27 protein-coding genes are annotated in these 25,515 nt (G+C 71.5%); 19 read left to right on the forward strand and 8 right to left on the reverse strand.

The annotated features are described in order from the left end of the window. The first annotated feature begins 156 nt into the window (after positions 1–156). The 19 genes from ACQKM2_RS19030 to ACQKM2_RS19120 all read left to right on the forward strand — a co-directional run bounded on the left by ACQKM2_RS19030 (position 157) and on the right by ACQKM2_RS19120 (position 18,148). Complete coding sequence (locus ACQKM2_RS19030) at positions 157–1,233, forward strand: DUF6081 family protein (RefSeq protein ID WP_427711081.1); 1,077 nt, start codon at positions 157–159, stop codon at positions 1,231–1,233. A 238-nt stretch (positions 1,234–1,471) separates the two neighbouring features. After that, the gene (fabD, locus tag ACQKM2_RS19035) at positions 1,472–2,437 is read left to right on the forward strand and encodes an ACP S-malonyltransferase (RefSeq protein WP_427711082.1); all 966 of its coding nucleotides are present in this window, start codon (positions 1,472–1,474) and stop codon (positions 2,435–2,437) included. Between the two features lie 46 nt (positions 2,438–2,483). Beyond that, positions 2,484–2,894: an acyl carrier protein gene (locus ACQKM2_RS19040; RefSeq protein ID WP_427711084.1), complete on the forward strand. Its 411-nt coding sequence runs from the start codon at positions 2,484–2,486 to the stop codon at positions 2,892–2,894. 46 nt (positions 2,895–2,940) lie between these two features. Continuing rightward, on the forward strand, positions 2,941–3,315 hold the full coding sequence (acpS, locus tag ACQKM2_RS19045) for a holo-ACP synthase (RefSeq protein ID WP_427711086.1): 375 nt from the start codon (positions 2,941–2,943) through the stop codon (positions 3,313–3,315). Between the two features lie 14 nt (positions 3,316–3,329). Then, the gene (locus tag ACQKM2_RS19050; protein ID WP_427711087.1) at positions 3,330–4,100 is read left to right on the forward strand and encodes an SDR family NAD(P)-dependent oxidoreductase; all 771 of its coding nucleotides are present in this window, start codon (positions 3,330–3,332) and stop codon (positions 4,098–4,100) included. Positions 4,101–4,110: 10 nt separating this feature from the next. Then, a complete protein-coding gene (locus tag ACQKM2_RS19055; RefSeq protein ID WP_427711089.1) occupies positions 4,111–4,563 on the forward strand; it encodes a 3-hydroxylacyl-ACP dehydratase in 453 nt (150 codons plus the stop codon). Beyond that, positions 4,560–5,822: a beta-ketoacyl-[acyl-carrier-protein] synthase family protein gene (locus tag ACQKM2_RS19060; RefSeq protein WP_427711090.1), complete on the forward strand. Its 1,263-nt coding sequence runs from the start codon at positions 4,560–4,562 to the stop codon at positions 5,820–5,822. Before ACQKM2_RS19055 ends, ACQKM2_RS19060 begins: the two co-directional genes overlap by 4 nt. Beyond that, positions 5,819–6,271 (forward strand): 3-hydroxyacyl-ACP dehydratase FabZ family protein, encoded by a 453-nt coding sequence (locus ACQKM2_RS19065; protein WP_427711092.1) that lies wholly within the window; start codon positions 5,819–5,821, stop codon positions 6,269–6,271. Before ACQKM2_RS19060 ends, ACQKM2_RS19065 begins: the two co-directional genes overlap by 4 nt. After that, positions 6,268–7,557 carry a beta-ketoacyl-[acyl-carrier-protein] synthase family protein gene (locus ACQKM2_RS19070; protein ID WP_427711094.1) on the forward strand — a complete coding sequence of 430 codons (1,290 nt, stop codon included), beginning with the start codon at positions 6,268–6,270 and terminating at the stop codon, positions 7,555–7,557. The genes ACQKM2_RS19065 and ACQKM2_RS19070 overlap by 4 nt, the downstream gene beginning before the upstream one ends. A 114-nt stretch (positions 7,558–7,671) precedes the next feature. Beyond that, positions 7,672–10,032 carry a beta-ketoacyl synthase N-terminal-like domain-containing protein gene (locus ACQKM2_RS19075; RefSeq protein WP_427711096.1) on the forward strand — a complete coding sequence of 787 codons (2,361 nt, stop codon included), beginning with the start codon at positions 7,672–7,674 and terminating at the stop codon, positions 10,030–10,032. After that, positions 10,029–11,153 (forward strand): 3-oxoacyl-ACP synthase III family protein, encoded by a 1,125-nt coding sequence (locus tag ACQKM2_RS19080; RefSeq protein WP_427711097.1) that lies wholly within the window; start codon positions 10,029–10,031, stop codon positions 11,151–11,153. The genes ACQKM2_RS19075 and ACQKM2_RS19080 overlap by 4 nt, the downstream gene beginning before the upstream one ends. Before the next feature lie 45 nt (positions 11,154–11,198). Then, positions 11,199–11,612 (forward strand): ester cyclase, encoded by a 414-nt coding sequence (locus ACQKM2_RS19085; protein WP_427711099.1) that lies wholly within the window; start codon positions 11,199–11,201, stop codon positions 11,610–11,612. 53 nt (positions 11,613–11,665) lie between these two features. After that, the gene (locus ACQKM2_RS19090; protein WP_427711100.1) at positions 11,666–12,661 is read left to right on the forward strand and encodes an aldo/keto reductase; all 996 of its coding nucleotides are present in this window, start codon (positions 11,666–11,668) and stop codon (positions 12,659–12,661) included. Positions 12,662–12,690: 29 nt separating this feature from the next. Then, the gene (locus ACQKM2_RS19095; RefSeq protein WP_427711102.1) at positions 12,691–13,890 is read left to right on the forward strand and encodes an FAD-dependent oxidoreductase; all 1,200 of its coding nucleotides are present in this window, start codon (positions 12,691–12,693) and stop codon (positions 13,888–13,890) included. Positions 13,891–13,926: 36 nt separating this feature from the next. Beyond that, complete coding sequence (locus ACQKM2_RS19100) at positions 13,927–14,754, forward strand: ester cyclase (protein WP_427711104.1); 828 nt, start codon at positions 13,927–13,929, stop codon at positions 14,752–14,754. After that, a complete protein-coding gene (locus ACQKM2_RS19105; protein ID WP_427711105.1) occupies positions 14,754–15,227 on the forward strand; it encodes a DUF1772 domain-containing protein in 474 nt (157 codons plus the stop codon). Before ACQKM2_RS19100 ends, ACQKM2_RS19105 begins: the two co-directional genes overlap by 1 nt. A gap of 73 nt (positions 15,228–15,300) precedes the next feature. Next, a complete protein-coding gene (locus tag ACQKM2_RS19110) occupies positions 15,301–16,167 on the forward strand; it encodes an NAD-dependent epimerase/dehydratase family protein (RefSeq protein ID WP_427711106.1) in 867 nt (288 codons plus the stop codon). A gap of 309 nt (positions 16,168–16,476) precedes the next feature. Further along, on the forward strand, positions 16,477–17,493 hold the full coding sequence (locus ACQKM2_RS19115) for a sensor histidine kinase (protein WP_427711108.1): 1,017 nt from the start codon (positions 16,477–16,479) through the stop codon (positions 17,491–17,493). Next, positions 17,474–18,148 carry a response regulator gene (locus tag ACQKM2_RS19120; RefSeq protein WP_427711110.1) on the forward strand — a complete coding sequence of 225 codons (675 nt, stop codon included), beginning with the start codon at positions 17,474–17,476 and terminating at the stop codon, positions 18,146–18,148. The genes ACQKM2_RS19115 and ACQKM2_RS19120 overlap by 20 nt, the downstream gene beginning before the upstream one ends. Positions 18,149–18,160: 12 nt before the next feature. Here the strand turns inward: ACQKM2_RS19120 and ACQKM2_RS19125 are convergent, their stop codons facing one another. From ACQKM2_RS19125 to ACQKM2_RS19160, 8 genes are all read right to left on the reverse strand, one after another. Continuing rightward, positions 18,161–19,834 (reverse strand): phytoene desaturase family protein, encoded by a 1,674-nt coding sequence (locus ACQKM2_RS19125; RefSeq protein WP_427711111.1) that lies wholly within the window; start codon positions 19,832–19,834, stop codon positions 18,161–18,163. 30 nt (positions 19,835–19,864) lie between these two features. Next, positions 19,865–20,968, reverse strand: coding sequence for a beta-ketoacyl synthase N-terminal-like domain-containing protein (locus tag ACQKM2_RS19130; protein ID WP_427711113.1), 1,104 nt, complete (start codon positions 20,966–20,968; stop codon positions 19,865–19,867). A gap of 23 nt (positions 20,969–20,991) precedes the next feature. Then, positions 20,992–22,215 (reverse strand): beta-ketoacyl-[acyl-carrier-protein] synthase family protein, encoded by a 1,224-nt coding sequence (locus ACQKM2_RS19135; RefSeq protein WP_427711114.1) that lies wholly within the window; start codon positions 22,213–22,215, stop codon positions 20,992–20,994. Further along, positions 22,215–22,478 carry an acyl carrier protein gene (locus ACQKM2_RS19140; protein ID WP_007266164.1) on the reverse strand — a complete coding sequence of 88 codons (264 nt, stop codon included), beginning with the start codon at positions 22,476–22,478 and terminating at the stop codon, positions 22,215–22,217. Before ACQKM2_RS19140 ends, ACQKM2_RS19135 begins: the two co-directional genes overlap by 1 nt. 59 nt (positions 22,479–22,537) lie before the next feature. After that, a complete protein-coding gene (locus tag ACQKM2_RS19145; RefSeq protein ID WP_427711117.1) occupies positions 22,538–22,975 on the reverse strand; it encodes an ester cyclase in 438 nt (145 codons plus the stop codon). A gap of 65 nt (positions 22,976–23,040) precedes the next feature. Next, positions 23,041–23,745, reverse strand: coding sequence for an SDR family oxidoreductase (locus ACQKM2_RS19150; RefSeq protein ID WP_042801660.1), 705 nt, complete (start codon positions 23,743–23,745; stop codon positions 23,041–23,043). Positions 23,746–23,809: 64 nt separating this feature from the next. Further along, a complete protein-coding gene (locus ACQKM2_RS19155) occupies positions 23,810–24,466 on the reverse strand; it encodes an HAD family hydrolase (protein ID WP_427711119.1) in 657 nt (218 codons plus the stop codon). Continuing rightward, positions 24,459–25,505, reverse strand: a complete 1,047-nt coding sequence (locus tag ACQKM2_RS19160; RefSeq protein ID WP_427711120.1) for an AfsA-related hotdog domain-containing protein — start codon at positions 25,503–25,505, stop codon at positions 24,459–24,461. The genes ACQKM2_RS19155 and ACQKM2_RS19160 overlap by 8 nt, the downstream gene beginning before the upstream one ends. Positions 25,506–25,515 lie beyond the last annotated feature (10 nt).

The following is a 25,515-nucleotide window of genomic DNA, read 5'->3' on the forward strand; positions in this document are numbered from 1 at the left end:
GCAAGAGGGGCGTTCCACGCTGCCCGGCGGCGTTCAAGGCGGCATCAAAGCTCTGTCGAAGTGCGACCTCATGCGTTCGACAAAGAAGTTTTAAGTCGATCTCTACGGGCGGTCCCGACGATGTGAAGACATCCGAGACCACTCAAGGAGACGACAGTGAGAACGAGTTGGAAGAAGCGGCTGATGTTCGGCGCGGTGTCGGTGGCGATGGCCTTCGCGGTCACGCCGGCGACCGGAGCGGTGGCGGCCGAGCAGGTCGAAGAGGCCCCGATGCTCAAGAAGACCGTCTTCAGTGACGCCTTCCAGAACGGTTTCGACACCTCGACGGCGGGCAAGTGGCAGCTGTTCGAGAACGGCGGGCTCACCGCCAACGACGGCATCGCGACCACCTCGTACAACGGTCTGAAGGTGGTGCCGTCCGGCAAGGACCCGGTCACGGGCCAGCCGGCGTTCTCCTGGACCACGGGCCAGCAGGCGGCCGGCGGCGGCGGCGACAAGGACCACATGAAGTGGCTCGCCTACCCCCGCCACAACGGCACCACGGGCTACCCGGGTTACGACGTCCCGCCGAACGGGCAGCTGACCTGCGAGTCCTCGCTGTCCGTCCAGACGCGGAACATGGAGCGGCACCCGTTCGGCACCGCGGTCAGCGACCCGCAGGGCGACGTCCGGCTCGGTTCGGCGGGCCTGGTCACGGCGGACCTCCAGACCGGCATGGTCATGGACTTCCACGTCACCAACAACACCGTCTACGCCTTCTACGAGCGCCTGCGCTACCCCGGCACCAACTACGCGGCGTTCACCTACGCGGTGCCCGTCGCCAAGGTCGCCCCGGGGCAGCAGGTCAACACCCAGGTCGTGCTGGAGAACGGCGGCACCCGGGCCCGCTGGAAGCTCAACGGCTTCACCGTGCTCACCGTGAACAAGCTGGGCACCCTCGAACTCGACCGGAAGTACCTCCAGACGGACCACGGCGGCACCGAGGAGGTCGTCGCGCCGAAGCAGGCGACCTGCGGGCTGGGCGTGTTCACGATGCTCGACGGCGCCGGCGCGGACGGCCGCGGCCTGGTGCGCCTGGACTCGACGAACGGCTTCTACTACAACACCCGGCTGGGCGCGCCCACCGGCCAGACGTTCCTCGACGAGACCAGCCAGACCGGCAGCCGCGTCTGGGGCCAGGGCGTCGACCTGCGCGCCGCGAACCTCAAGGTCACCACGGGTGAGCGCCTGTAATGCCTCTAAGGAGGCATGGCCACTGACCATTGGAAGTCTGGGCGCGGCCGGGTGCCTGCCTTAGGTTCGAAGGGCAGTGCCGATCACGACCAGCCCGCCCGATCGCATCCCTGTCGTCGAAGCCCGCATCGGGCGGGTGGTCCGTCGGCGCCATGAGGCGCCGGCCCGGCAGCCCGGAACGGTCGATGGAGACCGCGCCGCGCCGGCCGGGCCACAAGGTACCGAAGGAACTCCACTGATGAACTCGAACAGCTCCGCCGACCTGGTGATGTTCCCCGGACAGGGGTCTCAGCGGGCCGGCATGGCCACTCACCTGCTGGAGCGGTATTCCGCCGCCCGACGGGTGTTCGACGAGGCGGACGCCGTGCTCGGCATGCCGCTCTCCGACATCTGCACCACCGGAACGGCGGAGGAACTCGCCGCCACCGACATCACACAGCCCGCGATCCTCGCGACGAGCCTGGCCACCTGGCAGGTCCTGCGCGAGGCGGGCTGCAGGCCCGGCGCCGTGGCCGGCCACAGCCTGGGCGAGTACGCGGCCCTGGTCGCGGCCGAGGTCCTGTCGCCGGAGTCGGCGCTCCGTCTCGTCCAGGTACGCGGTCGGCTCATGGCGGAGGTGGGCCGAAAGCAGCCGGGCGCGATGGCAGCGGTTCTGGGACTGTCCGCCGAGCAGGTCGTCCGGATCTGCGAGCAGGCCCGTGCGACGGGGCTGGTCGAGGTGGCCAACTTCAACGAGCCGACGCAGACCGTCCTGTCCGGCGAGGCCGCCGCCGTCGAGGCGGCGGGCCGCGCGGCGCTCCTGGAGGGGGCGGAGAAGGTCGTGGCGCTGAAGGTCGGCGCGCCCTTCCACTGCTCCTTGATGAGCGCCATCGAGGAGGAGTTCGCCGGCGAACTGGCCGGCCACTCCTTCGCGGACCCGGTACTGCCCGTCATCAGCTCGGTGACGGGTGACCACGTACGCAGCGGCGAGCAGGCGCGGGAGCTGCTCCGCCGCCAGCTCAGCGGACCCGTCCGCTGGGTGGACGTGGTCAGGCGGGCCGGCGGGCTCCCCACCGAGACCTACATCGAAGTGGGTCCGGGCCGGGTGCTCAACGGGCTGGTCCGCCGTACGGACCCGGACGCGCGGGTGGCGAGCACCGGCGACGAGCGGCGCCTCGGCGCGCTCGTCGGCACGCTCTCGGCCGCCGCGCCGGTCCCGGTCTGACCCACGCCCCACACACAACATCCGAACAGAAACAGGTGATTCACGCATGACGAACAACGCCAGCCTCGACGCCATCGTCCAGAACTCCATCGCCGAAGCGCTCGGTCTGGACACCGAGGAGGTCGTGCCCGACGCGACCCTCCTCGGCGACCTGGACGCCGAGTCGATCGACCTCCTGGACATCCTCTTCCGCATCGAGCGCGCTTCCGGTGTGAAGGTGAAGATGGCCGACCTCACCGAGGTCATCCAGGGCGGCATCTCCGACGAGGACTTCGCCGACGAGGACGACGTCATCACCGCGGTCGGCCTCGCGCAGCTGAAGAAGGTGCTCCCGCAGATCGACACGGACGCCCTCGCCGGCAAGCTCGTCGCGGACGAGGTGCTCACCCTGTTCACCGTCCAGAACCTTACGGACATGGTCTCGGAACGTGCCGGCAGCACCCTGGCCGCGGCCTGACGACGTGATGGAGGGGTTGTCGGCCGACCGCCCCGTCCCACCTCGGATGCGTATCGGCACGGACGTGATCGCAATCGAGCGGATCGACGAACTCGTCGCTTCGGAGACCGGCTTCGAGGAGCAGGTCTTCACCGCTCGGGAACGGTCCTACTGCCGCCGAAGACGCCGACCGGGTGATCATCTGGCCGCCCGTTTCGCCGCCAAGGAAGCCGTGCTCAAAGCACTGGGCACCGGTATGGCGGCGGGCATGGAGTGGACCGACATCGAGGTCGTCAACGACCGTGCCGGCCGTCCGACGGTCAGGTTGTACGGCGAGGTGGCCGCAGAGGCCGAGCGGCTGGGGATGCAGCAGCTCGACATTTCTATGACTCACAGCGCTGGGCTGGCGATAGCCCAGGCGCTCCTGGTGTGGAACCAATAAGGAGGAAAAGACTCATGACGCTCGAAGGCCGCGTCGCTCTGGTCACCGGCAGCTCACGCGGCATCGGGCGGGCCATCGCGCTCCGCCTCGCCGCCGACGGTGCCGCCATCGCCGTCAACTACCGCTCGCGCAAGGACGAGGCGGAGCGCGTCGTCGAGGAGATCACCTCGGCGGGAGGCCGGGCGATCCCCCTGCAGGCCGACGTGTCGGACCCCGAGGCCGCCCAGCGGCTGGTCCGGGAGACCATCGACGGCCTGGGCGGCCTGCACATCCTGGTGAACAACGCCGGGGTGGCGCAGGACGGCCTCATCTACGACCAGGCTCCCGCGGACTGGTGGGAGGTGCTCAAGGTCAACGTCGGCGGTGTCTACAACTGCACCCACGCCGTGGCCGGGCACTTCATGTCCCAGCGCGAGGGCAACGTCATCAACATCTCCTCCGTCATGGGGGAGGGCGGATGGGTGGGGCAGTCCAACTACTCCGCCTCCAAGGGCGCCGTCAACTCCTTCACCCGCGCCGCCGCCATCGAGCTGGCGCGCTTCGAGATCCGCGTCAACGCGGTCCTCGCGGGATACACGGCCACCGACCTGATCGGCGGACTGCTGGAGAAGGACGGCGGCAAGAACATCAAGCGCCAGCTGCCCTTCCGCGAGTTCGCCACGCCCGAGCAGGTGGCCGGCGTCGTCTCCTTCCTGGCCGGCGAGGACTCCTCGTACGTCACCGGCGAGCTGCTGCGGGTCGACGGCGGCTGGGCGGGCCAGCTCGGCCTGGGCCGCTCCAAGTAGGGGCCGGGACGTGCGATTCCACCTGATCGACCGTATCGACGAATGGGAGTCCGGGGTACGTCTGCGGGGGCGCAAGGTCACCTCCGCCGACGAGTCCTACTGGACCCCCACGCCGAACGGGGCCGTGATGCCCGCCGCGCTGGTCCTTGAGGCGCTGGCCCAGGCGGGCACCTGGCTCCTGCTGCTGAGCACCGGCTACAAGAGGCGTGCCGCTCTGGCGAGCGCCGCCGGCGTGCGCTGGCACGCCGAGGTGCTCCCCGGCGACGTACTCGACCTTGATGTCCGATTCGTCTCGTTCGACGAGACGGCCGTGACCCTGGACGGCACCGTCCGCGTCGGCGACCGGACGGTGCTGGAGGTCAGCGGCCTGATGTGCGCCGCCCTCGGCAGCGACCAGCTCGAAGACCCGGAGGACACCGAGCGAATGGGCCGGCATCTGCTGCGCACGGAGGTGCTGCGATGAAGCGTGTAGTGATCACGGGGATCGGGGCGGTGACCCCACTGGGGAACGACGCCCCGACCACCTGGGAAGGACTGGCCACCGGCCGCAGTGGCGTCGGTGAACTGACCACCATCGAGACGGACGGGTTCCCCGTACGCATCGCCGGCCAGGTCAAGGACTTCCGCCTGAAGGACCTGGTACCGCGCGAGGTGGGCCTGCGCCACCTGTCCCGCCCCGGACAGTTCGGCCTCGCGGCCGCCCGGGAGGCGCTGCTCGACGCGGGCGTGGACCGCGACACCTACGAGAGCGGCGAGATGGGCGTCTCCGTCGGCGCCAGCGTCGGCCGGCCCGGCCTGCAGTGGCTGCTCGACGTCGGCGAGCTGCGGGAGACCACGGGCGAGGAGACGGCGTTCCTGCCGTACACCCCCTCCGAGTCCCTGGAGTTCAGCCAGAACGTGCCCGCCGCGGCCATCGCGCGGCTGTTCGACGCGACGGGCCCGCTCATGGGCGTCAGCACGGCCTGCTCCGGCTCCGGCCACGCCATCGGCGAGGCCTTCCGGGCCATCCAGGAGGGCGACGCCACCCTGATGGTGGCCGGCGGCTTCGACTCGCTGACCTCGTGGATGGACGTGCTCGGCTTCACCCTGCTCGGCGCGCTCACCGACCGGTACAACGACGACCCGCAGTCCGCCAGCCGCCCCTTCGACGGCGAGCGCTCCGGCTTCGTCCTCGGCGAGGGCGGGGTCCTGTTCGTCCTGGAGGAGCTGGAGTCCGCGCTGGCGCGCGGCGCCCGCATCCACGCCGAGGTCCTCGGCTACGGCTCCAGCCTCAACGCCTGGCGCATCACCGACTCGCCGCCGGACGGGTCCGGCGCGATCGAGTCGATGGCCAGTGCCATCGCCGACTCCGGAGTCGGCACCGAGGGCATCGACTACGTCGTCGCCCACGGCACCAGCACCCACGGCAACGACCAGTCCGAGACCGTCGCCATCAAGAAGGTGTTCGGCGACGACGCCCACCGCCTCGTCATCAGCTCGCCGAAGTCGATGGCCGGGCACCTGACCTCGGCCGGCGCCGCGCTCAACGTGCTCGCCGCGATCGGGGCGATCAACAACTCGCTGGTGCCGCCGACCATCAACCTCACCTCGCCGGACCGCAAGCTCGACCTGGACTACGTGCCGAACACGGCCCGCGAGCAGTCCGTCTCGCACGCCCTGATCAACGCCTTCGCGTTCGGCGGCACCAACATCAGCCTCGTCGTCGGCGGTTACGAGCGATGAGCGTGACAGCGGGCCACCGGGCCACCGGGCACCCCGTGCACGGCGCACTGCTCGACCCCGAGGTCCTCCCGGGCGACCAGGCCCGGGCCGTGCGCAACGTCCCCAACACCCTCGACCTCTTCGCCACCCACTTCCCGCGCTTCCCCATCCTGCCCGGCGTGCTGCTCGTCGCGAGCGCCGCCGACGTGGCCGCCCTGGCCGCGCCGGCGGCCGACCACGGCTGGCGCCTCGGGGAGGCCACCCGGGTGCGCTGGCGGCGGCCGGTCCGGCCGGGCGACCAGGTGGCCATCCTCGCGGAGCTCACCGGCCGCGACGGCGACGACACCCTCCACTTCAAGATCGCCGCGACGGTGGACGGCCAGCCCGTGGCCACCGTCCGGCAGTTGACCCTCGTACGCCGGCTCCCCGCCCCGGCCACAGTCGGCGAATCCCCCAAGGAGCAGCGATGAGCGGCATCGGACGCCAGGTAGTGATCAGCGGCATCGGCCTGGTGACCGCGCTCGGCGAAGGCGGTGAGGCCAACTGGAAGGCCATCGTCGACGGCCGGAGCGGCGTCAGGCAGATCCAGGCCTACGACACCTCCCGGCTCCAGACCACGCTGGGCGCGGAGATCGACGGGTTCGACCCCAGCCGCTTCGCCACCCGGCGCCAGCTGAACACCATGAACCGGGGCGACCAGCTCGGTCTCGCGGCGGCCTCCCTGGCCCTGGCCGACGCCGGCATCGACACCGGCACCGAACTGGGCCTGCGCACCGGCCTGTTCCTCGGCGGCAACAAGTCGATGGGCCGGATGGACCAGCTGATCAAGGGTCTGCGGACGGTCCGCCGCCCGGACGGCACGGCCGACATGAAGGCGCTCGGCGAGAAGGCCGACACCATCATGCCGCCGCTCTTCTTCGTCGAGGGGCTCCAGCCGGGCGCGGTCTTCCACATCTCGCAGACCTTCGGCATCCGCGGCGCCAACGCCTTCTTCGCGGGCACCGCCGACGCCGGCGCCACCGCCATCGCGAGGGCCGTGCGGGCCATCCAGCGCGGCGACGCCGACCGGATCATCGCCGGCGGCTACGAGGACGCCACCAGCTGGTGGTCGATGACGCACATGGACCGCATGGGCGTCCTCACCACCCGCAACGACCTCGGCGACACCGCCTTCCGGCCGTACGACCAGACCCGCAGCGGAGCCGTGCTCGGCGAGGGCGGCGCACTGCTGGTCCTGGAGGAGAAGGAGGCCGCGCTCGCCCGCGGCGCCCGGATCTACGCCGAGCTGCGGGGCGTGGGCAACGGCCACGACGGGCGCACGCCGCCCGCCACCGACCCCGAGGGCCGCGGTCTCGTCCGCGCCGTGCGGCGGGCCCTGGACGACGCCCGGCTGAACCCGGCCGACCTCGGCTACATCGCCTCCCACGGAGCCGCGACCAAGATCGGCGACCGCAGTGAGACCGCCGCCCTGCGCACCGCGCTCGGCGAGGCCTCCCGGTCGGTCCCGATCAGCAGCATCAAGCCGCAGACCGGCCACCTCGTCGGCGGCGCCGGCGCGCTCAACGTCGCGGTGTCGGCCCTCGCCCTGCACTACGGCGCGGTACCGGCCACCGCCAACCTCGAAACCCCGGACGCGGCCTGCGACATGGACCTCGTCCGCGGCGAGGCCCGCGACACCCGGCCCGACACGGCCCTCGCCCTGGCCCGCGGCCTCGAAGGCCAGGCCGTCGCGCTGGCCCTGGGACGGGCGGCCTAGCCCGTGCCGGGTCCCATCCCCTCCGGAACACCGGAGGGTCGTTCCAGCCAGTTCGTTCAGTTCGTCCAGTCCGTCCGAGGAGACGGGAAACCCAGGTCAGGAGGAGTCAGACACATGGAGAACATGCCTTCCGGCGTTGCGCGGGTGGTGGTATCCGGCGTGGGCGCGATCACCTCCCAAGGGGGCACCGCCGAAGAGTTCTGGGAAGGTGTCCGCACGGGACGCGTCGCGATCCGACCGGTACGCGGCCTGCCGATGGACGGCTACCAGACCGGCATCGGAGGCGAGGTCACCGAGACCCGGCGACCCGCCTACGAGTACACCTCGGACGACGAGGTCCGCGAGCCCTCGGTCGACTTCGCGCTGGTAGCGGCCGAGGAGGCGCTGGGCGCCTCGGGCCTCACCCCGGGCGTCGAGATCCCCGCCGAGCGCTGGGGCGTCGCCTACGGCACCTGCAACGGCGGCTGGCGCAGTGCCGAACACGCACTGCGCGCCCGCGCCGCCGATCAGGAGCCCGACTGGCAGCGGTACGCCCTCGTACCGCCCCAGGCGGGGGCCGAGGCGCTCGGCGCCGCCTTCGGGATCAAGGGGCCGGTGCTCTCGGTGAACACCGCCTGCGCGTCCGGAGCCCACGCCATGGCCCACGCCCTGGAGGTCATCCGGGCGGGCCGCGCCGACGCCATGCTCGTCGGCGGCGCCGACGCCTTCACGGAGACCGCGTTCGCCGGCTTCAGCGGCCTGGAGTCGCTGTCCGGCAAGCCCGCGGCACCCTACTCCAGGGACCGCTCCGGGCTGTCGCTCGGCGAGGGCAGCGGCATGTTCGTCCTGCTCTCGGCGGACGCCGCGGCCCGGCTCGGCGCCCCCGTGCTCGCCGAGGTGCTCGGCTACGGCCTGTCCGCCGACGGCTACCACCCCACCGCCCCCCACCCCGAGGGCGAGGGCGCGGCCCGTGCGATCCGCGCGGCGCTCGCCTCCGCCGGACTGGCGCCCGAGGACGTGCGCTACGTCAACGGACACGGCACCGGCACCCCCAAGAACGACTCCGCCGAGAGCGGCGCGGTGCGCCTGGCCCTCGGCGAGGCGGCCGAGAAGACCGCCCTGAGCAGCACGAAGTCCATGGTGGGCCACCTGCTGGGCGCGGCGGGAGCGGTCGAGGGCATAGCGACGGTGCTCGCCCTGCGCGACCAGATAGCCCCGCCCACCGCCGGCTTCACCGAGACCGACCCGCAGTGCGGCCTCGACCCGATCCCCGGCACGGGCCGCCCGATGGACCTGGACGTGGCACTCTCCAACAACTTCGCCTTCGGCGGGGCCAACGCCACGGTCGCCTACGCCCGCCCCGGAGGCATCTTCGAGGCCGCGGACGAGGACCACGACGAGGTGGTCGTCACCGGCTTCAGCGCGCTGACCGCGGCGGGCGACGGGGCCGAAGCCCTGTGGCAGGCCTTCGAGGCCGGCACCCGCCCCGGCGAGGACGAGGACGGACTGCGGGTCGCCCGCGCCGTGTTCGACCCGGAGGCGGCCGGCACCCGCAAGGACCGGCGCCGCATGGACCGCATCTCGCAGCTCGCCATCGCCGCCTGCCGGGCGGCCCTGGAGCACGCGGGGGTGACCGGCGACGTCGAACGCGCGGCGACCGGCGTGGTCCTCGGCACCGGCATCGGCCCCGTGGAGAGCAACGAGCGGTTCTTCCTCCCGCTGCTCACCGACGGGCCGGCCGCGGGCAACCCGGGGGTCTTCCCCAACACCGTGTACAACGCCGCGGCCGGGCAGGTCGCGATGGCCCTCGGAGTCAAGGGCCCGACCTCCACCCTCACCTCGGGGCACGCCGCGGGCGCCGCCGCCATCGGCGTCGCCTACGACCTGCTGCGCAGCGGGCGGGCCGACCGGATCCTGGTCCCGGCGGTCGACGCCTTCTCGCCCGGCGCGCTCGACGGCTACCGCACCATCCCGCTGTTCGGCTCGCGGTCCGCCGCCGACTACACCCTGACCGAGGGCGGCATCGCCCTCGTCCTGGAACGCGCCGGGGCGGCCCGCGAGCGCGGGGCGACCGTCCACGCCGTGGTCCGCGCCCACGCGACGGCCTCCGACGCGGCCGGCGTGGGCCGCTGGGACCCGACGGGCGACGGCCTGGAGCGGGCCATGCGCGCCGCCCTGGCCGACGCCGGGGTCGCACCGGGCGAGCTGGCCGAGGTCTGGGCCAACGCCGCCGGACTGACCCCGGTGGACCAGCCCGAGGCCGCCGCCATCGACCGGCTGCTGGACGGCGCCGAGGTGCCCGTCCGCACCCCCAAGCGCTCGCTGGGCGAGCCGGTCGGCGCGGGCGCGCAGCTGGCGGCGGTGCTCGCCATCGGCTCCTGGCAGCACGGCCTCTCCCAGGGCGACGCCCTGATCAACAGCTCTTCGCTGGGCGGGACGCACACGTCGATCGTGCTGTCGCCCGCCCCGACCTCCCGAACGGAGTCCGCCCGATGACCGGCACCACCGAGAACCTCAGCGTGAAGATCCTCTCCACCGGCGGGTACGTCCCCGGAGACCCGATCGACAACACCGAGATCGAGAAGATCGTCGGCCCCCTCCCGGACGACGTCCTGGCCGGGATCCAGGTCGAGACCCGCCACTGGATGATCGACACGGTCACCGGTGAGCACCTCACCTCCAACAGCCGCATGGCGGAGGCCGCGGGACGCCAGGCCCTGGAGCGGGCGGGCGTCGGCGCGGACGAGATCGACCTGCTGGTCGTGTGCACCGCGAGCCCCGAGTACCTGCTGCCGAACGTCGCCACGACCGTGCAGCACTACCTCGGCCTGGAGCGGTGCGCCGCCATCGAGGTGCGCGGCGCCTGCGCCGGCTGGGTGCAGGCCCTGGACATCGCGCGCCGCCAGCTCGCCGACGGCACGGCGCGCACCGCGCTCGTGATCGGCAGCGAGGCCATCTCCCCGCTGATGGCCCCGATGTTCATCGGCAAGGACCCCTTCAAGGTCCGGATGCGCGAGCGCCTGACCCTGTACACCTTCGGCGACGGCGCCGGCGCGGTCCTGCTGCGGGCCGAGCCCGCCGAGGCCGGTCACAAGGACGACTTCGCCTTCGTCAACGCCTGCATGGGCGGCCTCCGCAAGCCCGGCATGGAGATCATCGGCGGCGGCACGGACGTGTCCCAGGCGGAGCAGCTGCGCCGCAAGCGGCTGATCGACATGAAGGTGGACGTGCCCGGCACCACCACCTTCGGCCCCCGGGTCTTCGTCGAGGCCATCAAGGACATGTCCCGGCGCTCCGGCTGGTCGCTGAGCGACCTCGACGCGCTGGTGCTGCCCGAGGGCAACGCCGACTACTTCGCCCGCGAGTACGAGGACGCCGGCCTGTCCGCCGCCGACGACGAGGCCCTGAAGACCGGAAAGATCGTCGAGAACCTCGCCGAAGTGGGCGCCACCGGCTCCGCCGCCGTGCCGCTCGCCCTGGACGCCGCCTGGACGTCCGGCCGGATCCAGCCCGGCCACAAGGTCGTGCTGCTCGGCATCGAGGCCAGCCGCTACGTCTACACCGGCCTGTCGCTCACCTGGCACGCCCCCGCCCCCGCGCCCGCCCCCGCCGCCTGATCCCCACCCGGCGCCCCCCACCCACGACAAGAGGATGCGAAACAGATGTCAGTGATCACCACCACCCACCCCGCCGTCGAGGACTTCCTCGCCATGGTCAACACGCGTGACGCGGACCGCGTCGACACCCACTGCACGTTCGAGCACATCGACCACAACCCCGTGGTCCCCAACGGCCGCGAGGCCAACCGGCTCTTCTGGAAGAACGTCTTCGCCGCCTTCCCCGACATCACCGCCACCGTCAAGGACCTGCTCGTCTCCGGCGACCGCGTCGCCGGCCGCTTCGAGTACGAGGGCACCCACCAGGGCGAGTTCCTCGGCATCCCGGCCACCTACCGCAAGGTCCAGATCCGCTCCATCGACATCTGGCGCCTGGAGGACGGCCTGTTCGCCGAGCACTGGGACCAGACCAACCTCACCGAGGTCCTCCAGGAGCTCCGGGCCGCCGCCCACGCCTGACGGGCGGACACGCCCGGGCACGAGGAAGACCACCGCGCACGATGGAGGAACACATGGAACACCGCACGCTGGGCCGGGACGGGGTCACCGTCTCCGTCGAGGGCCTCGGCTGCATGGGAATGACCTTCGGATACGGGGACTCGGACGAGACCGAGGCCATCGCCACGGTCAACCGGGCCCTGGACCTCGGGGTCACCCTGCTCGACACCGCCGACATGTACGGGCCGCACACCAACGAGGCCCTCGTCGGCCGGGCCATCCGCGGCCGCCGCGACGAGCTGGTCCTGGCGTCGAAGGTCGGCAACGAGATCGGCGCCGACGGCAAGCTGACCGGCGCCCTCAACGGCCGCCCCGAGTACATCAAGCAGGCCGTCGAGGGCAGCCTGAGCCGGCTGGGCACCGACCACCTCGACCTGTACTACCTGCACCGCATCGACCCCGACGTGCCGGTCGAGGAGAGCATCGGCGCCATGGCCGAACTCGTCGCCGCCGGCAAGGTCCGCCACCTCGGGGTGTCGGAGGCCTCGGCGCAGACGATCCGGCAGGCGCACGCCGTGCACCCGCTCGCGGCCGTCCAGACCGAGTACTCCCTCTTCACCCGCGACGTCGAGGTCAACGGCGTCCTGGACACGGTGCGCGAGCTGGGCATCGGCTTCGTCGCCTACAGCCCGCTGGGCCGCGGCTTCCTCACCGGCGGCATCCGCAGCACCCAGGACATCCCGCAGGGCCTGGACTTCCGCCGCTTCGCCCCGCGCTTCGCCGAGGAGAACCTGCAGCGCAACCTGCCGGTCGTGGACGCGCTCGTCGCGCTCGCGGCACGCCTGGAGGTCTCCGCCACCCAGCTCGCACTGGCCTGGGTGCTCTCCCGCGGCGACGACGTGGTCGCCATCCCGGGCACCAAGCGCCGCAAGTACCTGGAGGAGAACCTCGGCGCCGTCGCCGTCTCCCTCTCCGCCGAGACCCTCGCCGAGATCGAGCGCATCGCTCCCCACGGCATCACCGCGGGCGACCGCTACCCCGCCGAGGCCATGGCCCAGCTCAACGGCTGAGCCGCCCCCCACCAGTCAAGGAGAACACCGTGTCCGCACCGCGCATACGCCGAGTGCTGATCGCCGGCGGCGGCATCGGCGGCATCGCCACCGCGCTGGCCCTCCAGCAGCAGGGAATCGACTCGATCGTCTTCGAGAGCGCGCCCCAGCTGCGCGACGGAGGCGCAGGCCTGCACATCTGGACCAACGGCATGCTGGCCCTGGAGTACCTGGGCCTCGCCGACGCGGTCCGCGAGACCGCCCCGGCGCAGGAGGTCTGCTCGTTCGCCGACTGGCGGGGCAACTCCATCGGTGACTGGCCCGTCGGCCAGTTCACCTCCCGCTACGGGCAGCCGACCGTCGCCATCGGCCGGTCGGCGCTCCACGGCATCATGAGCGACGCCCTGACCGTGCCCGTGCGCACCGGCGCCCGGGTGACCGGCTACGCCCAGGACCGCGAGGGCGTGACCGTCCGCTTCGACGACGGCACCGAGGAGCGCGGCGACATCCTGATCGGAGCGGACGGCGTCCGCTCGGCGGTCCGCGCCCAGCTCCTCGGCCCCCAGCCGCCGCACTACACCGGCTACATCGCCTGGCGCGGCCACGCCAAGATGAGCCCCGAGGAGATCCCGCCGGGCAGCTTCCTCGGCCTCTTCGGCCGCGGCACCCGCTTCACGTACTACGACATCGCCCCCGGTGTCGTGCACTGGATGAGCGTGGCGAACGGCCCGGCCGGCGGCCGCGACCAGGGCACCCCCCAGGACACCCTGCGGATGCTCCAGGCCCGGCACCGCGGCTGGATCGACCCGGTCGCCCGGATCCTGGCCGCGACCGACCCCGACAGCATCATCCGCAACGACGTCACCGAGCGGAAGCCGGACCCCGTCTGGGGAAGCGGCCGGGTGACCCTGCTGGGCGACGCCGCGCACGCCGTCAGCTTCAACATCGGACAGGGCGCCTGCCTGGCCATCGAGGACGCGCTGGTGCTCGCCGAGCACCTGACCCGCCCCGGTGACGTCACCTCCGCGCTGCGCGCCTACGAGGCCGAGCGCCGCACCCGTACCGCCCCCATGCAGCTGCTGGCGGCCCGCATCGGCTGGGCCGGCGCACTGGAGAACCCGCTGGCCGTCTGGATCCGCGACCAGCTCATGAGGGCCGCCTGGACGCGCGTCGCCTTCGCCGCCGCCGAGAAGGAGCACGTCGCCTACGGAACCCGCTGGCGCGAACGCGCCCTGCAGAACCACCACTGATCCCAGCCCGCGAGGGCACGAGAGGAAGGGACGGTCATGGCGACCGGCTCCACCGAACACAACAAGGCGACCATCCGCCGCGTCTTCGACGAGTTCGTCAACCAGGGCGACTTCTCCATCGTCGACGAGATCTACCGGCCGGACATCATCGACCACGAAGGGCTGCCGGGCGCGCCCGAGGGCGTCGAGGGCGTCAAGTACACCATCGCCGGCCTGCGCACCGCGTTCCCCGACCTCAAGGTCGTCATCGAGGACATGAGCGCCCACGGCGACCACGTGGTCATCCACAACACCTGGCACGGCACCCACCTCGGCGAGCTGCTGGGCATGGAGCCGACCGGCCGCACCATCGAGTCCACCGGGATCGTCGTCTGGCGCTTCGAGGACGGACTGATCGCCGAGCGCTGGGCGATCGGCGTGGCCTCCAACATGTTCGCGCAGCTCGGGATGCGGATGTTCGCCCCGGGCAAGGGCCGGCGCACGGTCCGCAAGACGGACCTCCCCGTGGTCCGCGTCCTCCCCCTCCCGGCGGACAGGTCCGAGGCCTGGCACCGGCTCAACACGGAGCTGGCGGGCCCCCGCCTGCGCGAGTACGAGGCCTCCCGCCGCCGGCTGGGCATCAGCCACGAGGTCTTCCGCGTCACCCCGGACGGCGACCAGGTCGCCGTCTACTTCGAGGCCAAGGACCCCGCCCGGGTCGCCCGGCTCTGGGACGCCTCCGAGGACCCCTTCGACCTGTGGCTGCGCGAGCAGGTCCGCGAGATCCACGGCACCGACCCGTGGCTGCTGGACGACGCGGCGGCCGCGGCGGCCGGTCACACGTGGAACGCCCCGCCGAAGCTCACGCCCGAGGTGGCGGCCTGATGGAGGTCCTGCACGCGGTCCTGACGGGCGTCGCCCTGCTGGCCAACGCGGTGGTGTACGGCACGGACTTCTTCTCCGCGCTGGTCCAGCGGCCCGCCATGGCCCACGCGAACGACGAGGTGCTCACCAGCGCCATGGGGCTCACCCACCACTACGGGGACCAGCGGATGCCCGTACCGGGCGTGGCCGGCGTCATCGCCACCGCCCTCACCCTGGTCGCGGCCGTGTTCGCGGGCGGCGCCCTCGCCATCGCGTCCGGCGCGGTCGCCCTCGCCTCGCTGGTCGTCTGGCTGGTCATCTACAACCGCATCAGCGGCCCGGTGAACAAGAAGCTCGGCGCGGCGGCCCTCGCCGGCGTCACCCTCCCCGACGCCCGGGAGCTGCAGAAGACCTGGGACAGCGTGATCAACGTGCGCGTCGTCCTCCAGGGGCTCACGCTCGCCGCGCTGTTCACGGGCGTGGCCTTCGGCTGACCGCCGGCGGCCGCGCCGCCCCGGCCGCCGACGGCCGGGGCACGCACGTCCTGTTGATTCGAAAGGAAATCCCATGAAGGTATTCGTCACCGGCGGGTCGGGTTACATCGGCCGCGCCCTGCTGCGCGTGCTGGCCGCCCAGGGTGACTCCGTGACCGCGCTCGTGCGTTCGCAGGAGTCGGCGAAGGTCGTCGCCGAGCTCGGTGCGACCCCGCTGGTCGGCGAGCTGACCGACGAGGCGCTGCTGCGCGAGGCGGCGGCCGCGGCGGACGGCGTGGTGCACCTGGCCCTGACCGGGGACGAGCGTTCCGGCGAGGTGGACCGGATCGCGGCGAACGCGCTGCTGGAGGGCGTCGGCGGCAACCCGTACGTCCACACCGGCGGCAGCTGGGCCTACGGCGACACCGACGGCGCCGTCGCCGAGGACGCGCCGTTCGCCCCGCCCATGGTCGTCGGCTGGCGCGTGCCGCTGGAGCAGCAGCTGCTGGCCACCACCTCGCAGGGCAAGCACCCGGTCATCGTGCGCCCCGGCCTCGTCTACGGGCGCTCCGGCGGCCTGCCCGGCTTCTTCCTCGGCGAGGGCCTGCAGGCCGGCGCCATCGGCTACCTGGGCGACGGCAACTCCTCCTGGTCGCTCGTGCACGTCGACGACATAGCCGAGCTCTACGCCCGCGCGCTGAAGGCCCCGGCCGGCACCCAGTACCTGGGCGTCACCGGTGTGAACGTGCGGACCCGCGAGGTGGCCGAGGCGCTGAGCCGGGCGGCGGGCATTCCCGGCCAGACCCGCTCGGTGTCGGTCGAGGAGCTCGCCCAGAAGCTCGGCCTGCTGGCCGACGCCCTCTTCCTGGACCAGCAGTTCGCCACCACGCGGGCCCAGGACGAGCTGGGCTGGATTCCGCAGCACCGCGACCCGCTGGACGACCTCGCCAAGGGCCTCTGACCCCCCGCAGAGCAAAGGCCGCCGCTTCCCGGAAGCCGGCGGCCTTTCGGCATGCCCGGGGGACGACGCCCCCCGAGGGAGCCGCCGAACCACCCAAAGCGGTGTGAACGAACCTCCGAGCGGCCTTGCGGCCCTCCTCATGCGGCATTCAAGGGATCTTCTAACCGGAGGGGGGCACTATGTTTGAGATCGCGAATGCGGCAACGGGGGGAATGGCAAAAAATGGCCTCGACAAACGAGAAAGACAGGACGGCCTGGGTCGGTATCGCATTCGACCCGACACCCGACTTCATCGCACGACAGTCCGACATGATCGAGACATACCGGCAGCGGCTCGTCATGGACCGCAGCCCCTTCGGCACCGATCCCGAACACTGGTGGCACACCAGCAGGTACGCACTCGAAGTCTTTGCGGAGTGCCTGTTCTCCCTGCAGCTCGGACGGCTGCCGGCCACCGGGGGCGCCGGACTCGACCTCCGGCGGAACTACAGCACCCCACGAGAGCGCGACCAGGCCGCCCTCCACTGCATCCACGCGGCCCGCACCCTCTTCGGCGTCATCTCCGAAGTCCTGTGCGAGGTCTTCCCCGCCCCCCGCGACAGCCGGCGCCTGGCCCAGGTCCTCACCGACCTGCACACCGTCCTCCACCGGAGCCTCGAAAAGCCGGCCATCGAACTCCTGAGCACCCTGCACAACCAGCGCGAACTGTCCCGGGAGGTCCACGACCGCATCGGCAACCACACCAGCCTCGCACTGCGCCAGCTGGAACTGCTGGAGGTCATGCTGAGGCGCGGAGCCGGCGAACAGGGACTGGAACACGAGGAGCGCATCGGACACCTCAAGCGCACCCTCATCGAGACGATGAACAGCACCCGGGACCTCGTCGACGGCCTGCGCAGCGACTCCGACGCCCCCCACGAGCTCAAGTCCGCCCTGCTCGGCTACCTCGCCGCGGCGGACGTCTCCCACCCGGTCGTGCACGTCCACGTCGACGACGACGTCGACTGCGTCATCGCGGCCATGGGCATGGGAGACACCCTCTTCCTCATGGTGCGCGAATGCCTGCGCAACACCCTGGCCCACGCCGACGCCTCCGTGGCCACGGTCGACGTGGGCATCGAGGGACGCAACGTGGTCGCGCGGGTCCAGGACAACGGCGTCGGGTTCGAACCCCACCTGCGCAGCGGCAACGGACTGAGGTCGCTCTACGAGCGCGCCGGCCTGCTCGACGGGAGCGTGAGGCTCATCAGCTCCCCCGGCAGCGGCACCCAGATCACCATCACCGTTCCGTTCATCGGAGGCAGTCATGGCGAACCCGGCGTCTGAGGCCGACCCCATCCGCATCATCGCCGTCGACGACCACTCCCTCCTGCGCAACGCCCTGTGCGAACTGCTGGACCTGCAGGGGGACCTGCGCGTCGTCGCCCAGACCGACTCGTCGGCCGCGCTCGTCGAGCTGGCCGTCGAGCACCGGGCGGAAGTCGTGCTGCTGGACGTGGAAATGCCGAATCACCATGCACCCACCGTGGTGGGGGAGCTGAGCCGGTCCCTGCCCGATCTGCAGGTCCTGATACTCAGCATGCATGGTGATCCGCAGCTCATCCAGGAGCTGCTGCGCCAGGGAGCCAGAAGCTACCTGCACAAGAGCACGCACCACGAGACCCTGCTCGCGGCCATCCGCAACATCCGCAACGTGGATCCGCACACCATCATCGCGGTGCCGCAGCAGGGTCGTCCCAGTGCCTTCGCGCCCGCGCCCTCGGGCCTCTCGCCGAGGGAGCGCGAGGTCCTGACGCTGGTGGCGCACGCCATGAGCAACCGGCAGATCGCCAGTGAGCTCGGCGTCGCGGAAGGCACCGTCAAACGGCACCTCCGCAACATCTTCGAGAAGCTCGAAGCGGTGTCCAGGGTGGACGCGGTCAACAAGGCCAGCGACGCCCAGCTGATCGTCCGCAGACCCAGCCTGGGCGACGTCGGCTGATCCCGGCCGGCCTCAGCCGATCCGGGCCAGGCCGCGCGCACCGCGCCGGCCGGCCCCGCGGGAGACCGCGAGCGGGTCCCAGTCCGCCCCGCGCACCGGGAGCAGGGCCGGGTCGCCCAGCACCGCGCCCGCGTGGACCTGGGCGAGCAGCCGGCGCCCCGTGATCTGGCCGGCGCAGGCCATCCCGCCGACGGCGGCACCGGTGATCCCGCTGCCGTACCGGGTGCTGGCACCCACCACGTACAGCCCCTCGACGGTGGTGGCCGTGTCGGGCCGGCCGCCGACGCCGCCCCAGTGGGCCAGGCCGTAGGGCGTCCCGCCGGTCGCGAGCGTGTACCGCTCGTGCGAGATCGGCGTCGCCGCCTCCAGGTGCACGATGTGCTCCCGGAAGGGGCCGATCGCCTCCTCCGCCGCCCTCAGCATCGCCTCGGTCAGCCGGGCCTTGCGGTCCTGGTAGCCCGCGTTGCGCCGGTACCGCTCGCCTGCCGCGGGCCCCTCGTTGACGCCCCAGAACTCGTACCCGGGCGGGCAGAGCGTCATCACCTGGAAGTTGCTGTGCCCGGGCGGGCAGACGTTGCGCGCGCCCGGATCCTTCAGCGAGGCGAAGGAGAAGAACAGGAGCGGCACCTCGTCGACGCGCTCGTCGGCCAGATCCTGGAAGGCGGCCTCGATGTCGTCGTTCCGGTACCACCACAGGTTCGCGTTCGGACGGGCCGGCAGCTCCCGGTCCAGCGCGATGTAGAGCGTCGCGAAGGGCAGCGCCATCTCCGCCTGCCGGGTCTTGGACACCAGCCGGCGGCCGAAGTGCTCCTCGCCCACGAGGTCCAGCACGGTCCTGCGGTAGTCCGCGTTCGAGATCACGAGGGGTGCCCTGAGCACCTCGCCGTCCTTCATCTCCACCCCGGCGGCCCTGCCGTCCTCGACGAGGATCCGGCCGACCCGGCTCCGGGTGCGGAGCTCGCCGCCGTGCGCCTCCAGCGCCTCGACCAGCGAGGCCGCCAGCACCTGGCCACCGCCCTCCGGATAGTAGGCACCCCGCAGGTAGTGGTCGGTGACGGCCGCGTGCATGGACACGACGGCCTGCCGCGCACCCATCCCGTAGTTGGGCGACTGGGCGGCCAGGACCGTCCGCGCCCGCGGGGACAGACCGCAGTGGTCGAACAGCTCGGAGACCGTACGGCGTCCCCAGCGGGCCGTCACCGGCGTGCGGGCCATCAGGTCGGCCACGGACAGGTCACCGTCCGACAGCATCAGCGAACGGGTCTCGTCCGCGATGGCGGCGCACACGTCGGTGAACAGCAGGATGCCCTCGGCGTCCTCCGGAAGCGCCTCCGACAGCCGCTTCGCGTACCTGTCCCAGCCCGTCGGGACGTCCACGGTCAGGTCCGGCAGCGCGATCCGGTCGAAGCCGTCCTGGTCCATCTCCCGGAAGGAGACCCGCCCGCCCAGCCCGAGGCCGGAGAGGATCGCGGGCAGCACCCCGTCCGGACCGCAGTCGCCGAGATAGTGGACGCCCACGTCGAACTCGTAAGCCCGGCGGCGGCGGAAGACGTGGCTGTTGCCGCCCGCCACGTCGTGCTGCTCCAGCACGAGCACCCGCCGGCCGTCGGCCGCGAGGTACGCCGCACACACCAGACCGCCGATGCCACTGCCGACGACGATGGCGTCCCACTCATCCCGATCCACGGGTAACCGTCCCCTTCTCGCGCTGTGCACTCAGACCCGGCTGCGCACGATCAGCGCACCGGCGTTCCCGTCATGGCCGACCGACGTGACCAGGCCGATACGAGGCCGCTCGGACGGCTCGTTCCGCCAGTGGGCCAGCAGGCCCGCGAGCTGCATGGCACCGCTGGCGCTGTACGTCTCGCCCAGCACCTCGCCGATGCGCACCTGCTGCGGCAGGTGCCCGAGCGCGAGACGGACCGCGCGCTCCTCCAGCCGCTCCAGCCCCACGTGGTGGGTGGCGCCCAGGGACACCACGTCCACGTCCTCGGCCCGGACCCCACTGCGCTCCAGCACCCGGGTGATGGCCGCGGCCAGCCCGTTCGTCAGCCCGCGCTGCCCCTCCTGGCGCTGGTTGAGGCCCGCCCAGCTGTTGTAGCCGACCTCACAGGCCAGGAGGTCCGCGAGGGCGGTCTCCTGCTCCTCGGCGGTCGGATCGGACGTGACGACGAAGATGGCCGAGCCCTCGCCGACCGACGCCTGCTCGTCCAGCGTCCCGGCGTGGTGCCACGCCCAGGCCGTCGGAGCGCTGAGCTCCTCGGAACCGCCCACCAGCAGCCGGTCGGCGTGCCCGACCGACATCGCCATCCGGGCGTGGCGGAAGGCGTAGAGACTGGCGCTGCGCCCGCCGGCCACCGTGGCGTTCAGGCCCTTGAACCCGTGCCGGATGGCCATCTGGCCGGCACTCACGTTCATCACGCTGTGGGAGAACTTGCCGGGGTTGATGAGCTGCGGCTTGTCCAGCGTCAGCGTGTCGTACAGCAGGTCGGTGTACCCGGCGATGCTGCCGGTGTTGGTGGCCAGCACCACACCGGTCCGGGCCGGCTCCTCGCCGGCCCCGTCCGGACCGGCCGATTCCAGCGCCTGCTTGCAGGCGACCAGGCTCAGGCCGGTGAGGCGGTCCAGGTACTTGATGCCCTTGCGCCCCAGGTGGTCGGCGAGCTTGAAGTCGGGAACCGGCCGGACCGGACGCGGCGGGTAGTCCTCCGCGTCGGGTCCGGCGCCGGCGCCCGGCTCGGCCTCCCCGCTCAGCAGGGCGGCCAGGGGGGCCAGGCCGTAGCCGGCGCTGGAGACCACCCCGGCGCTGACTACGGTCAACGGCCGCACGGGCGCCGCTGTGGTCACGAGTACCTCCCGAGAATGGTGATGACGTTGTTGCCGCCGAAGGCGAAACCGTGGTTCTGGACGATCTCCACCTGGGCGTCGCGTCCCCGGTCGGGAACGACGTCCACGCCGGGACCGAGCTCCGGGTCGATCTCCAGCAGGTTGGCCGTGGGCGGCAGGAACCCCTGCTCCAGGGCCTTGCAGGAGGCGATCGCACCGAAGCCGCTGGCCGCGCCCATGGTGTGGCCGAGCATGGACTTGAGCGAGCTGATGGGCGGCAGTCGGTCACCGAAGACCTGGCGGACCGCGTTCACCTCGGTCGAGTCGTTGGTGGGCGTGCCCGTGCCGTGCGCGCAGATGTAGTCGATCTGCTCCGGGGTGACCCCGGCGTTGCGGTGGGCGGCCCGGATGCAGGCGGCGATGCTCGTCGCGTCCGGGTGCACCATGTGCTCGGCGTCGCAGTTCGCGGCGTAGCCGAGCACCTCCGCGTAGATGCGGGCACCGCGGGCCAGCGCGTGGTCGAGGGGTTCGAGCAGCAGCGCCGCTCCGCCCTCGCCGGTGACGATGCCGGCCCGGTTGGCGTCGAACGGCCGCGGCAGGTCCGCGGCCATGGCGCCCAGGGCGTAGAACCCGGAGTGGGTCAGCCGGTTCACCACGTCCGCGCCGCCGGCGAGCATGAAGTCGGCCTCGCCGCTGCGCACCATGTCGAAGGCGTAGCCCAGCGCGTAGTTGCTGGCCGAGCAGGCGGTCGGGATGGTCTGGGCGTCGCCGGACAGGCTGAGTTCGGCGTTCACCGCGTTGGCGATCTGACTGGCCGGCATCTGCCCGACCAGGCGGGGCTCCAGGCCCTTGAGGCCCTGGGTGAGCCACTGGCCGCCCAGGCTCTGGCCGACCGCGGACTCGCCGCTGGTGGTGCCCATGATGGAGCCGGAGCGGCTCCGGGAGAGGAGCTCGGGCTCGATGCCGGAGTCCTCCACGGCCAGGCGGGCGGCCGCGGCCGCGAGGAGCCCGCTGCGTCCCCACCTGTCGGGGTCGAGGTTGCGCAGGATCTCCGTCGGCTCGAAGTCGTTGACCTCGGCGGCGTTCCGGCTGGGGAACGGGCTGGCGTCGAAGCTGCGGATCGGCTCGATGCCGACCCGGCCCGCCCGGACGGCACCGGCGAAGACTTCCGCACCGATGCCGACCGGGCTGACCGCTCCGAGCCCCGTGATGACGACTCGTCGCAAGGGCGTGTCAGGCATCAGTTGCCCGCGCATCCTTCGACGGCCACCAGGAGGGCGCGCAGCGTCTCGAGGGACTCCAGCTCCTCCTTCGGGATCACGTAGCCGAGCTCCTTCTCGATGCGGGAGACGACGGTGATGAGGGTGAGGGAGTCGCTCTCGTAGTCGTCGATGAAGTGGCCGTCGTAGGTCAGCTCACCGTCCTCCAGCTCCAGCTCCTCGTTGACGATCTCGCGGACCTGGGCCTCGAGGTCAGTTCTCAGGTCGACAGTCTGGGCGCTCATGACGTTTCCTCTTCCTGGATGGCGATGGTGTGTGGTGGTGGGACGGGGCGGGGCGGGAACTACGCGGCCGGGGCAGTCGGCGGCTGGAGGGTGATGGCGCCCATCTGCGCCAGCATCAGCAGGTCCTGGCGGTAGCCCCAGTGCTCGACGACCAGGCCGTTCTCGATCCGGTAGATGTGGGTCTGCTCGACGTCGACGTCGCGCTGGCTGGCCTCGAAGCCGAGGAAGTTGCCGACGTGCTTGCCGGTGAAGCGCAGCCGCAGGATGGCGCGGTCGCCCTCGGAGAAGCTGTCCAGGTGCTCCCACTTGGCGTCGGCGAAGGCGCTGTGGACCCAGCGGGCGGTGCCGAGGTAGCCGAGCGGGCCGCCCGGGGTGCCGGGAGGGGCCTCGTGGTCGACGAACTCGGCGCCGATGTACTTGTGGGCGGCCTCCTCGTTGAGGTCGTTGAAGACCTTGCCCATCTCCATGGCGAGTTCGAGTGCTTCGTTGTTGCTCATCGCATTGCTCCTGAAATGGTGGGGATGTTTCGGGTGGGTCGGTGGTCTGTGGGTGCGGGGCCGGCTCAGTGGCCGGCGCCCAGGCCGCCGGTGACCGGGATGACGCCCGCGGTCACGTAGGAGGCGTCGTCGCCGGCGAGGAAGCGCACGGCCGCGGCGACCTCGGCGGCGGTGCCGGGGCGGGCCAGGGCGGTCCTGGCCAGGGCCTGCTCCCGGCGGGTGTCGGTGATGTCCTGGACCATGTCGGTCTCGATCAGGCCGGGGGACACCACGTTGACCGTGATGTTGCGGCGGCCCACCTCGATGGCGAGCGACCGGGCGAAGCCGATCAGCGCCGCCTTGGAGGAGGCGTAGTTGGTCTGGCCGGGGGCGCCGGCCATGCCGCTCATCGAGGACATGTAGATCAGCCGGCCCCAGCGGGCCTTGATCATCGCGGGGATGACCTCCCGGGTGACGGTGACGGCGGCCTGGAAGTTGGTCTCCATCACGGCCCGGAAGTCCTCGTCCGGCATGCCGATCAGCAGCTGGTCGCGGGTGATGCCGGCGTTGGAGACCAGTACCTCGACGGGGCCCTGCTGGATGGTCACGTCCTCGACCGCGGCCCTGACGTCGTCGGGGTTGGTCACGTCGCACCGCACGGCGTAGAAGCCGGGAGGCGGCTCCCCGTTGCGGTAGGTGATCGCGACCTTGTTCCCCTCGGCCGCCAAGGCCTCTGCGGTGGCGAGTCCGATGCCCCGGTTTCCGCCGGTGACGAGTACGGAGCGACTCATGTGCACCTCCTCTTGTCGTGTCGCCACGGGCCTTGTGGTGGTGGCGGGGTCGGGGACTGCCGGCTCATGCGACTTCGTCCCACAGGGATTCGAGCTGGGCTGCGGCGCTCTCGGCGTCGGTGAAGAGCACCGCCCGCCATCCGGCCGCCTCGGCGCCGGCGCAGTTGTGCGGCAGGTCGTCCACGAGCACGCAGCGCTCCGGGGCGACTCCCGCCCGCTGCGCGGCGAGTTCGAACATGCCGGGGGACGGCTTGCGGTGACCCGTCTCGAAGGAGAGCAGGACGTCGTCGAAGAGCTCGGAGGGCTCGATCATCCGCCGCCAGTGCTGGTCCCAGGCGGGCACCATGTTCGAGAGCATCCCGACGAACGCTCCCCGGTCCCGCGCCTTGCGCAGCTGGGACACCCAGTCGTGGTTGGTCTCCCGACCGTCGAACCAGGCGTCCGCCATCGTGGTGAGGCGGAGGGTGACGCCGTGCTCGGACTCCAGCACGTCACCGATCTCGCGGAGCCACTGCTCCTCGGTCACCAGCGGCGTGTCGATCGGCTCCATGATGTCGCTGGTGCCGTACCGGGCGGTGACGGTGGCCAGGGCCCGTCCGAGGACGGCCTGGTCGACGCCCATGGAGGCGCAGAACTTCTCCATGGTGTGGCCGAGCGGAGGGGTGAGGACTCCTCCGAAGTCCGACCAGATCGCCAGTCGGGGCGCGGTGCTGTCAGGCATGGGGGTTCCTCGGCTGGAGTTGCGGGATGCGGGATGCGTCGTCGACGGTGACGGTGAGGGCCGCGATCTCCTCCGAGTCCTGGAGGAACCGGACGCGGATCACGTGGCGCTCGGGGCCGGCCGGCACCCGGTCCGCCGACACCGTCAGGGGTACGTCCAGCTCGGCGAAGCGGTAGAACTCCGCGTCGAAGCCGGAGGCGTACACCGGGAGGGGGTCTTGCCCGGGGGCCCGGCCGGCGGTGCCGGCCGAGTAGACCGCCACCTGGCGGGCCGCCTCGACCAGGGTCATCGCCGGCAGGTGGTCGTAGGCGTGGTCGAACAGCGCCGGGTTGTCGAAGCGCGGTACGACCTGGGCCACGACCGAGTCGCCGATGACCTCCGGTTCGGTGAGGACGACGTTGATCGGGTTGTCGCGGCCCACCAGTTCCGGGGCGACGCGCTTGGTCGTGCGGGACACGACGTCCTCGGTGAACTCCGAGCTCATCGGTGCCGGCGTGCCGCGCTGCGCCTGGCGGAGGATCTCGTTCTCGTGCTTCTTCAGGAAGAGCACGTCCATGGAGTGGTCGCCGACGTGCACGTCACCCATGTAGATCCGCTGGACGAGCCGGCCCTTGCGGAACCGGCCGTTGCGGGCCGGAGTACCGAAGAAGTCGGTGTCGATCCGCGGGGTTCCGGTTTCCCGGCCTACTTCCAGAGCGTACAGGTTCTTCATCGAAAACTGGAAGGTGTTCACGATGGCGATGGTGTCGATCGGAATTCCCACGTGAATGTGGGAACCCGCGATCGATACCTGTCGCCCCGCCTCCAGGAAAATCAGGGAATCGTGCAGCTTGGGCCGCGACCGGTGGTCACTGTAATAGAGATGGGTCAGCGGAAGGTGAATTCCAGCCGTCACCGCCATGGGCCGCAGCGTTTGAACATCCGTGACGAAGACTTCGGTAATCGCGGAACGGTGCACGAGTGCCCGTTCGATGGTGCGGCCGTAGTCGATGTCCTGGATCACAGAAGAGGTGGCGTCCTCAATCACCTGCGTGGTCATACGTCTTCCC

Source organism: Streptomyces sp. NPDC004126 (genome assembly GCF_050275515.1).
Taxonomy (GTDB): domain Bacteria; phylum Actinomycetota; class Actinomycetes; order Streptomycetales; family Streptomycetaceae; genus Streptomyces.

Excerpts from the sequence above, each read along its gene's own strand:
- fabD (WP_427711082.1), top strand. The coding sequence starts at position 1,472 with ATGAACTCGAACAGCTCCGCCGACCTGGTGATGTTCCCCGGACAGGGG.
- ACQKM2_RS19040 (WP_427711084.1), top strand. The coding sequence starts at position 2,484 with ATGACGAACAACGCCAGCCTCGACGCCATCGTCCAGAACTCCATCGCC.
- acpS (WP_427711086.1), top strand. The coding sequence starts at position 2,941 with ATGCGTATCGGCACGGACGTGATCGCAATCGAGCGGATCGACGAACTC.
- ACQKM2_RS19050 (WP_427711087.1), top strand. The coding sequence starts at position 3,330 with ATGACGCTCGAAGGCCGCGTCGCTCTGGTCACCGGCAGCTCACGCGGC.
- ACQKM2_RS19060 (WP_427711090.1), top strand. The coding sequence starts at position 4,560 with ATGAAGCGTGTAGTGATCACGGGGATCGGGGCGGTGACCCCACTGGGG.
- ACQKM2_RS19065 (WP_427711092.1), top strand. The coding sequence starts at position 5,819 with ATGAGCGTGACAGCGGGCCACCGGGCCACCGGGCACCCCGTGCACGGC.
- ACQKM2_RS19070 (WP_427711094.1), top strand. The coding sequence starts at position 6,268 with ATGAGCGGCATCGGACGCCAGGTAGTGATCAGCGGCATCGGCCTGGTG.
- ACQKM2_RS19075 (WP_427711096.1), top strand. The coding sequence starts at position 7,672 with ATGGAGAACATGCCTTCCGGCGTTGCGCGGGTGGTGGTATCCGGCGTG.
- ACQKM2_RS19080 (WP_427711097.1), top strand. The coding sequence starts at position 10,029 with ATGACCGGCACCACCGAGAACCTCAGCGTGAAGATCCTCTCCACCGGC.
- ACQKM2_RS19085 (WP_427711099.1), top strand. The coding sequence starts at position 11,199 with ATGTCAGTGATCACCACCACCCACCCCGCCGTCGAGGACTTCCTCGCC.
- ACQKM2_RS19090 (WP_427711100.1), top strand. The coding sequence starts at position 11,666 with ATGGAACACCGCACGCTGGGCCGGGACGGGGTCACCGTCTCCGTCGAG.
- ACQKM2_RS19100 (WP_427711104.1), top strand. The coding sequence starts at position 13,927 with ATGGCGACCGGCTCCACCGAACACAACAAGGCGACCATCCGCCGCGTC.
- ACQKM2_RS19105 (WP_427711105.1), top strand. The coding sequence starts at position 14,754 with ATGGAGGTCCTGCACGCGGTCCTGACGGGCGTCGCCCTGCTGGCCAAC.
- ACQKM2_RS19110 (WP_427711106.1), top strand. The coding sequence starts at position 15,301 with ATGAAGGTATTCGTCACCGGCGGGTCGGGTTACATCGGCCGCGCCCTG.
- ACQKM2_RS19115 (WP_427711108.1), top strand. The coding sequence starts at position 16,477 with ATGATCGAGACATACCGGCAGCGGCTCGTCATGGACCGCAGCCCCTTC.
- ACQKM2_RS19120 (WP_427711110.1), top strand. The coding sequence starts at position 17,474 with ATGGCGAACCCGGCGTCTGAGGCCGACCCCATCCGCATCATCGCCGTC.
- ACQKM2_RS19135 (WP_427711114.1), bottom strand. The coding sequence starts at position 22,215 with ATGCCTGACACGCCCTTGCGACGAGTCGTCATCACGGGGCTCGGAGCG.
- ACQKM2_RS19140 (WP_007266164.1), bottom strand. The coding sequence starts at position 22,478 with ATGAGCGCCCAGACTGTCGACCTGAGAACTGACCTCGAGGCCCAGGTC.
- ACQKM2_RS19145 (WP_427711117.1), bottom strand. The coding sequence starts at position 22,975 with ATGAGCAACAACGAAGCACTCGAACTCGCCATGGAGATGGGCAAGGTC.
- ACQKM2_RS19150 (WP_042801660.1), bottom strand. The coding sequence starts at position 23,745 with ATGAGTCGCTCCGTACTCGTCACCGGCGGAAACCGGGGCATCGGACTC.
- ACQKM2_RS19155 (WP_427711119.1), bottom strand. The coding sequence starts at position 24,466 with ATGCCTGACAGCACCGCGCCCCGACTGGCGATCTGGTCGGACTTCGGA.
- ACQKM2_RS19160 (WP_427711120.1), bottom strand. The coding sequence starts at position 25,505 with ATGACCACGCAGGTGATTGAGGACGCCACCTCTTCTGTGATCCAGGAC.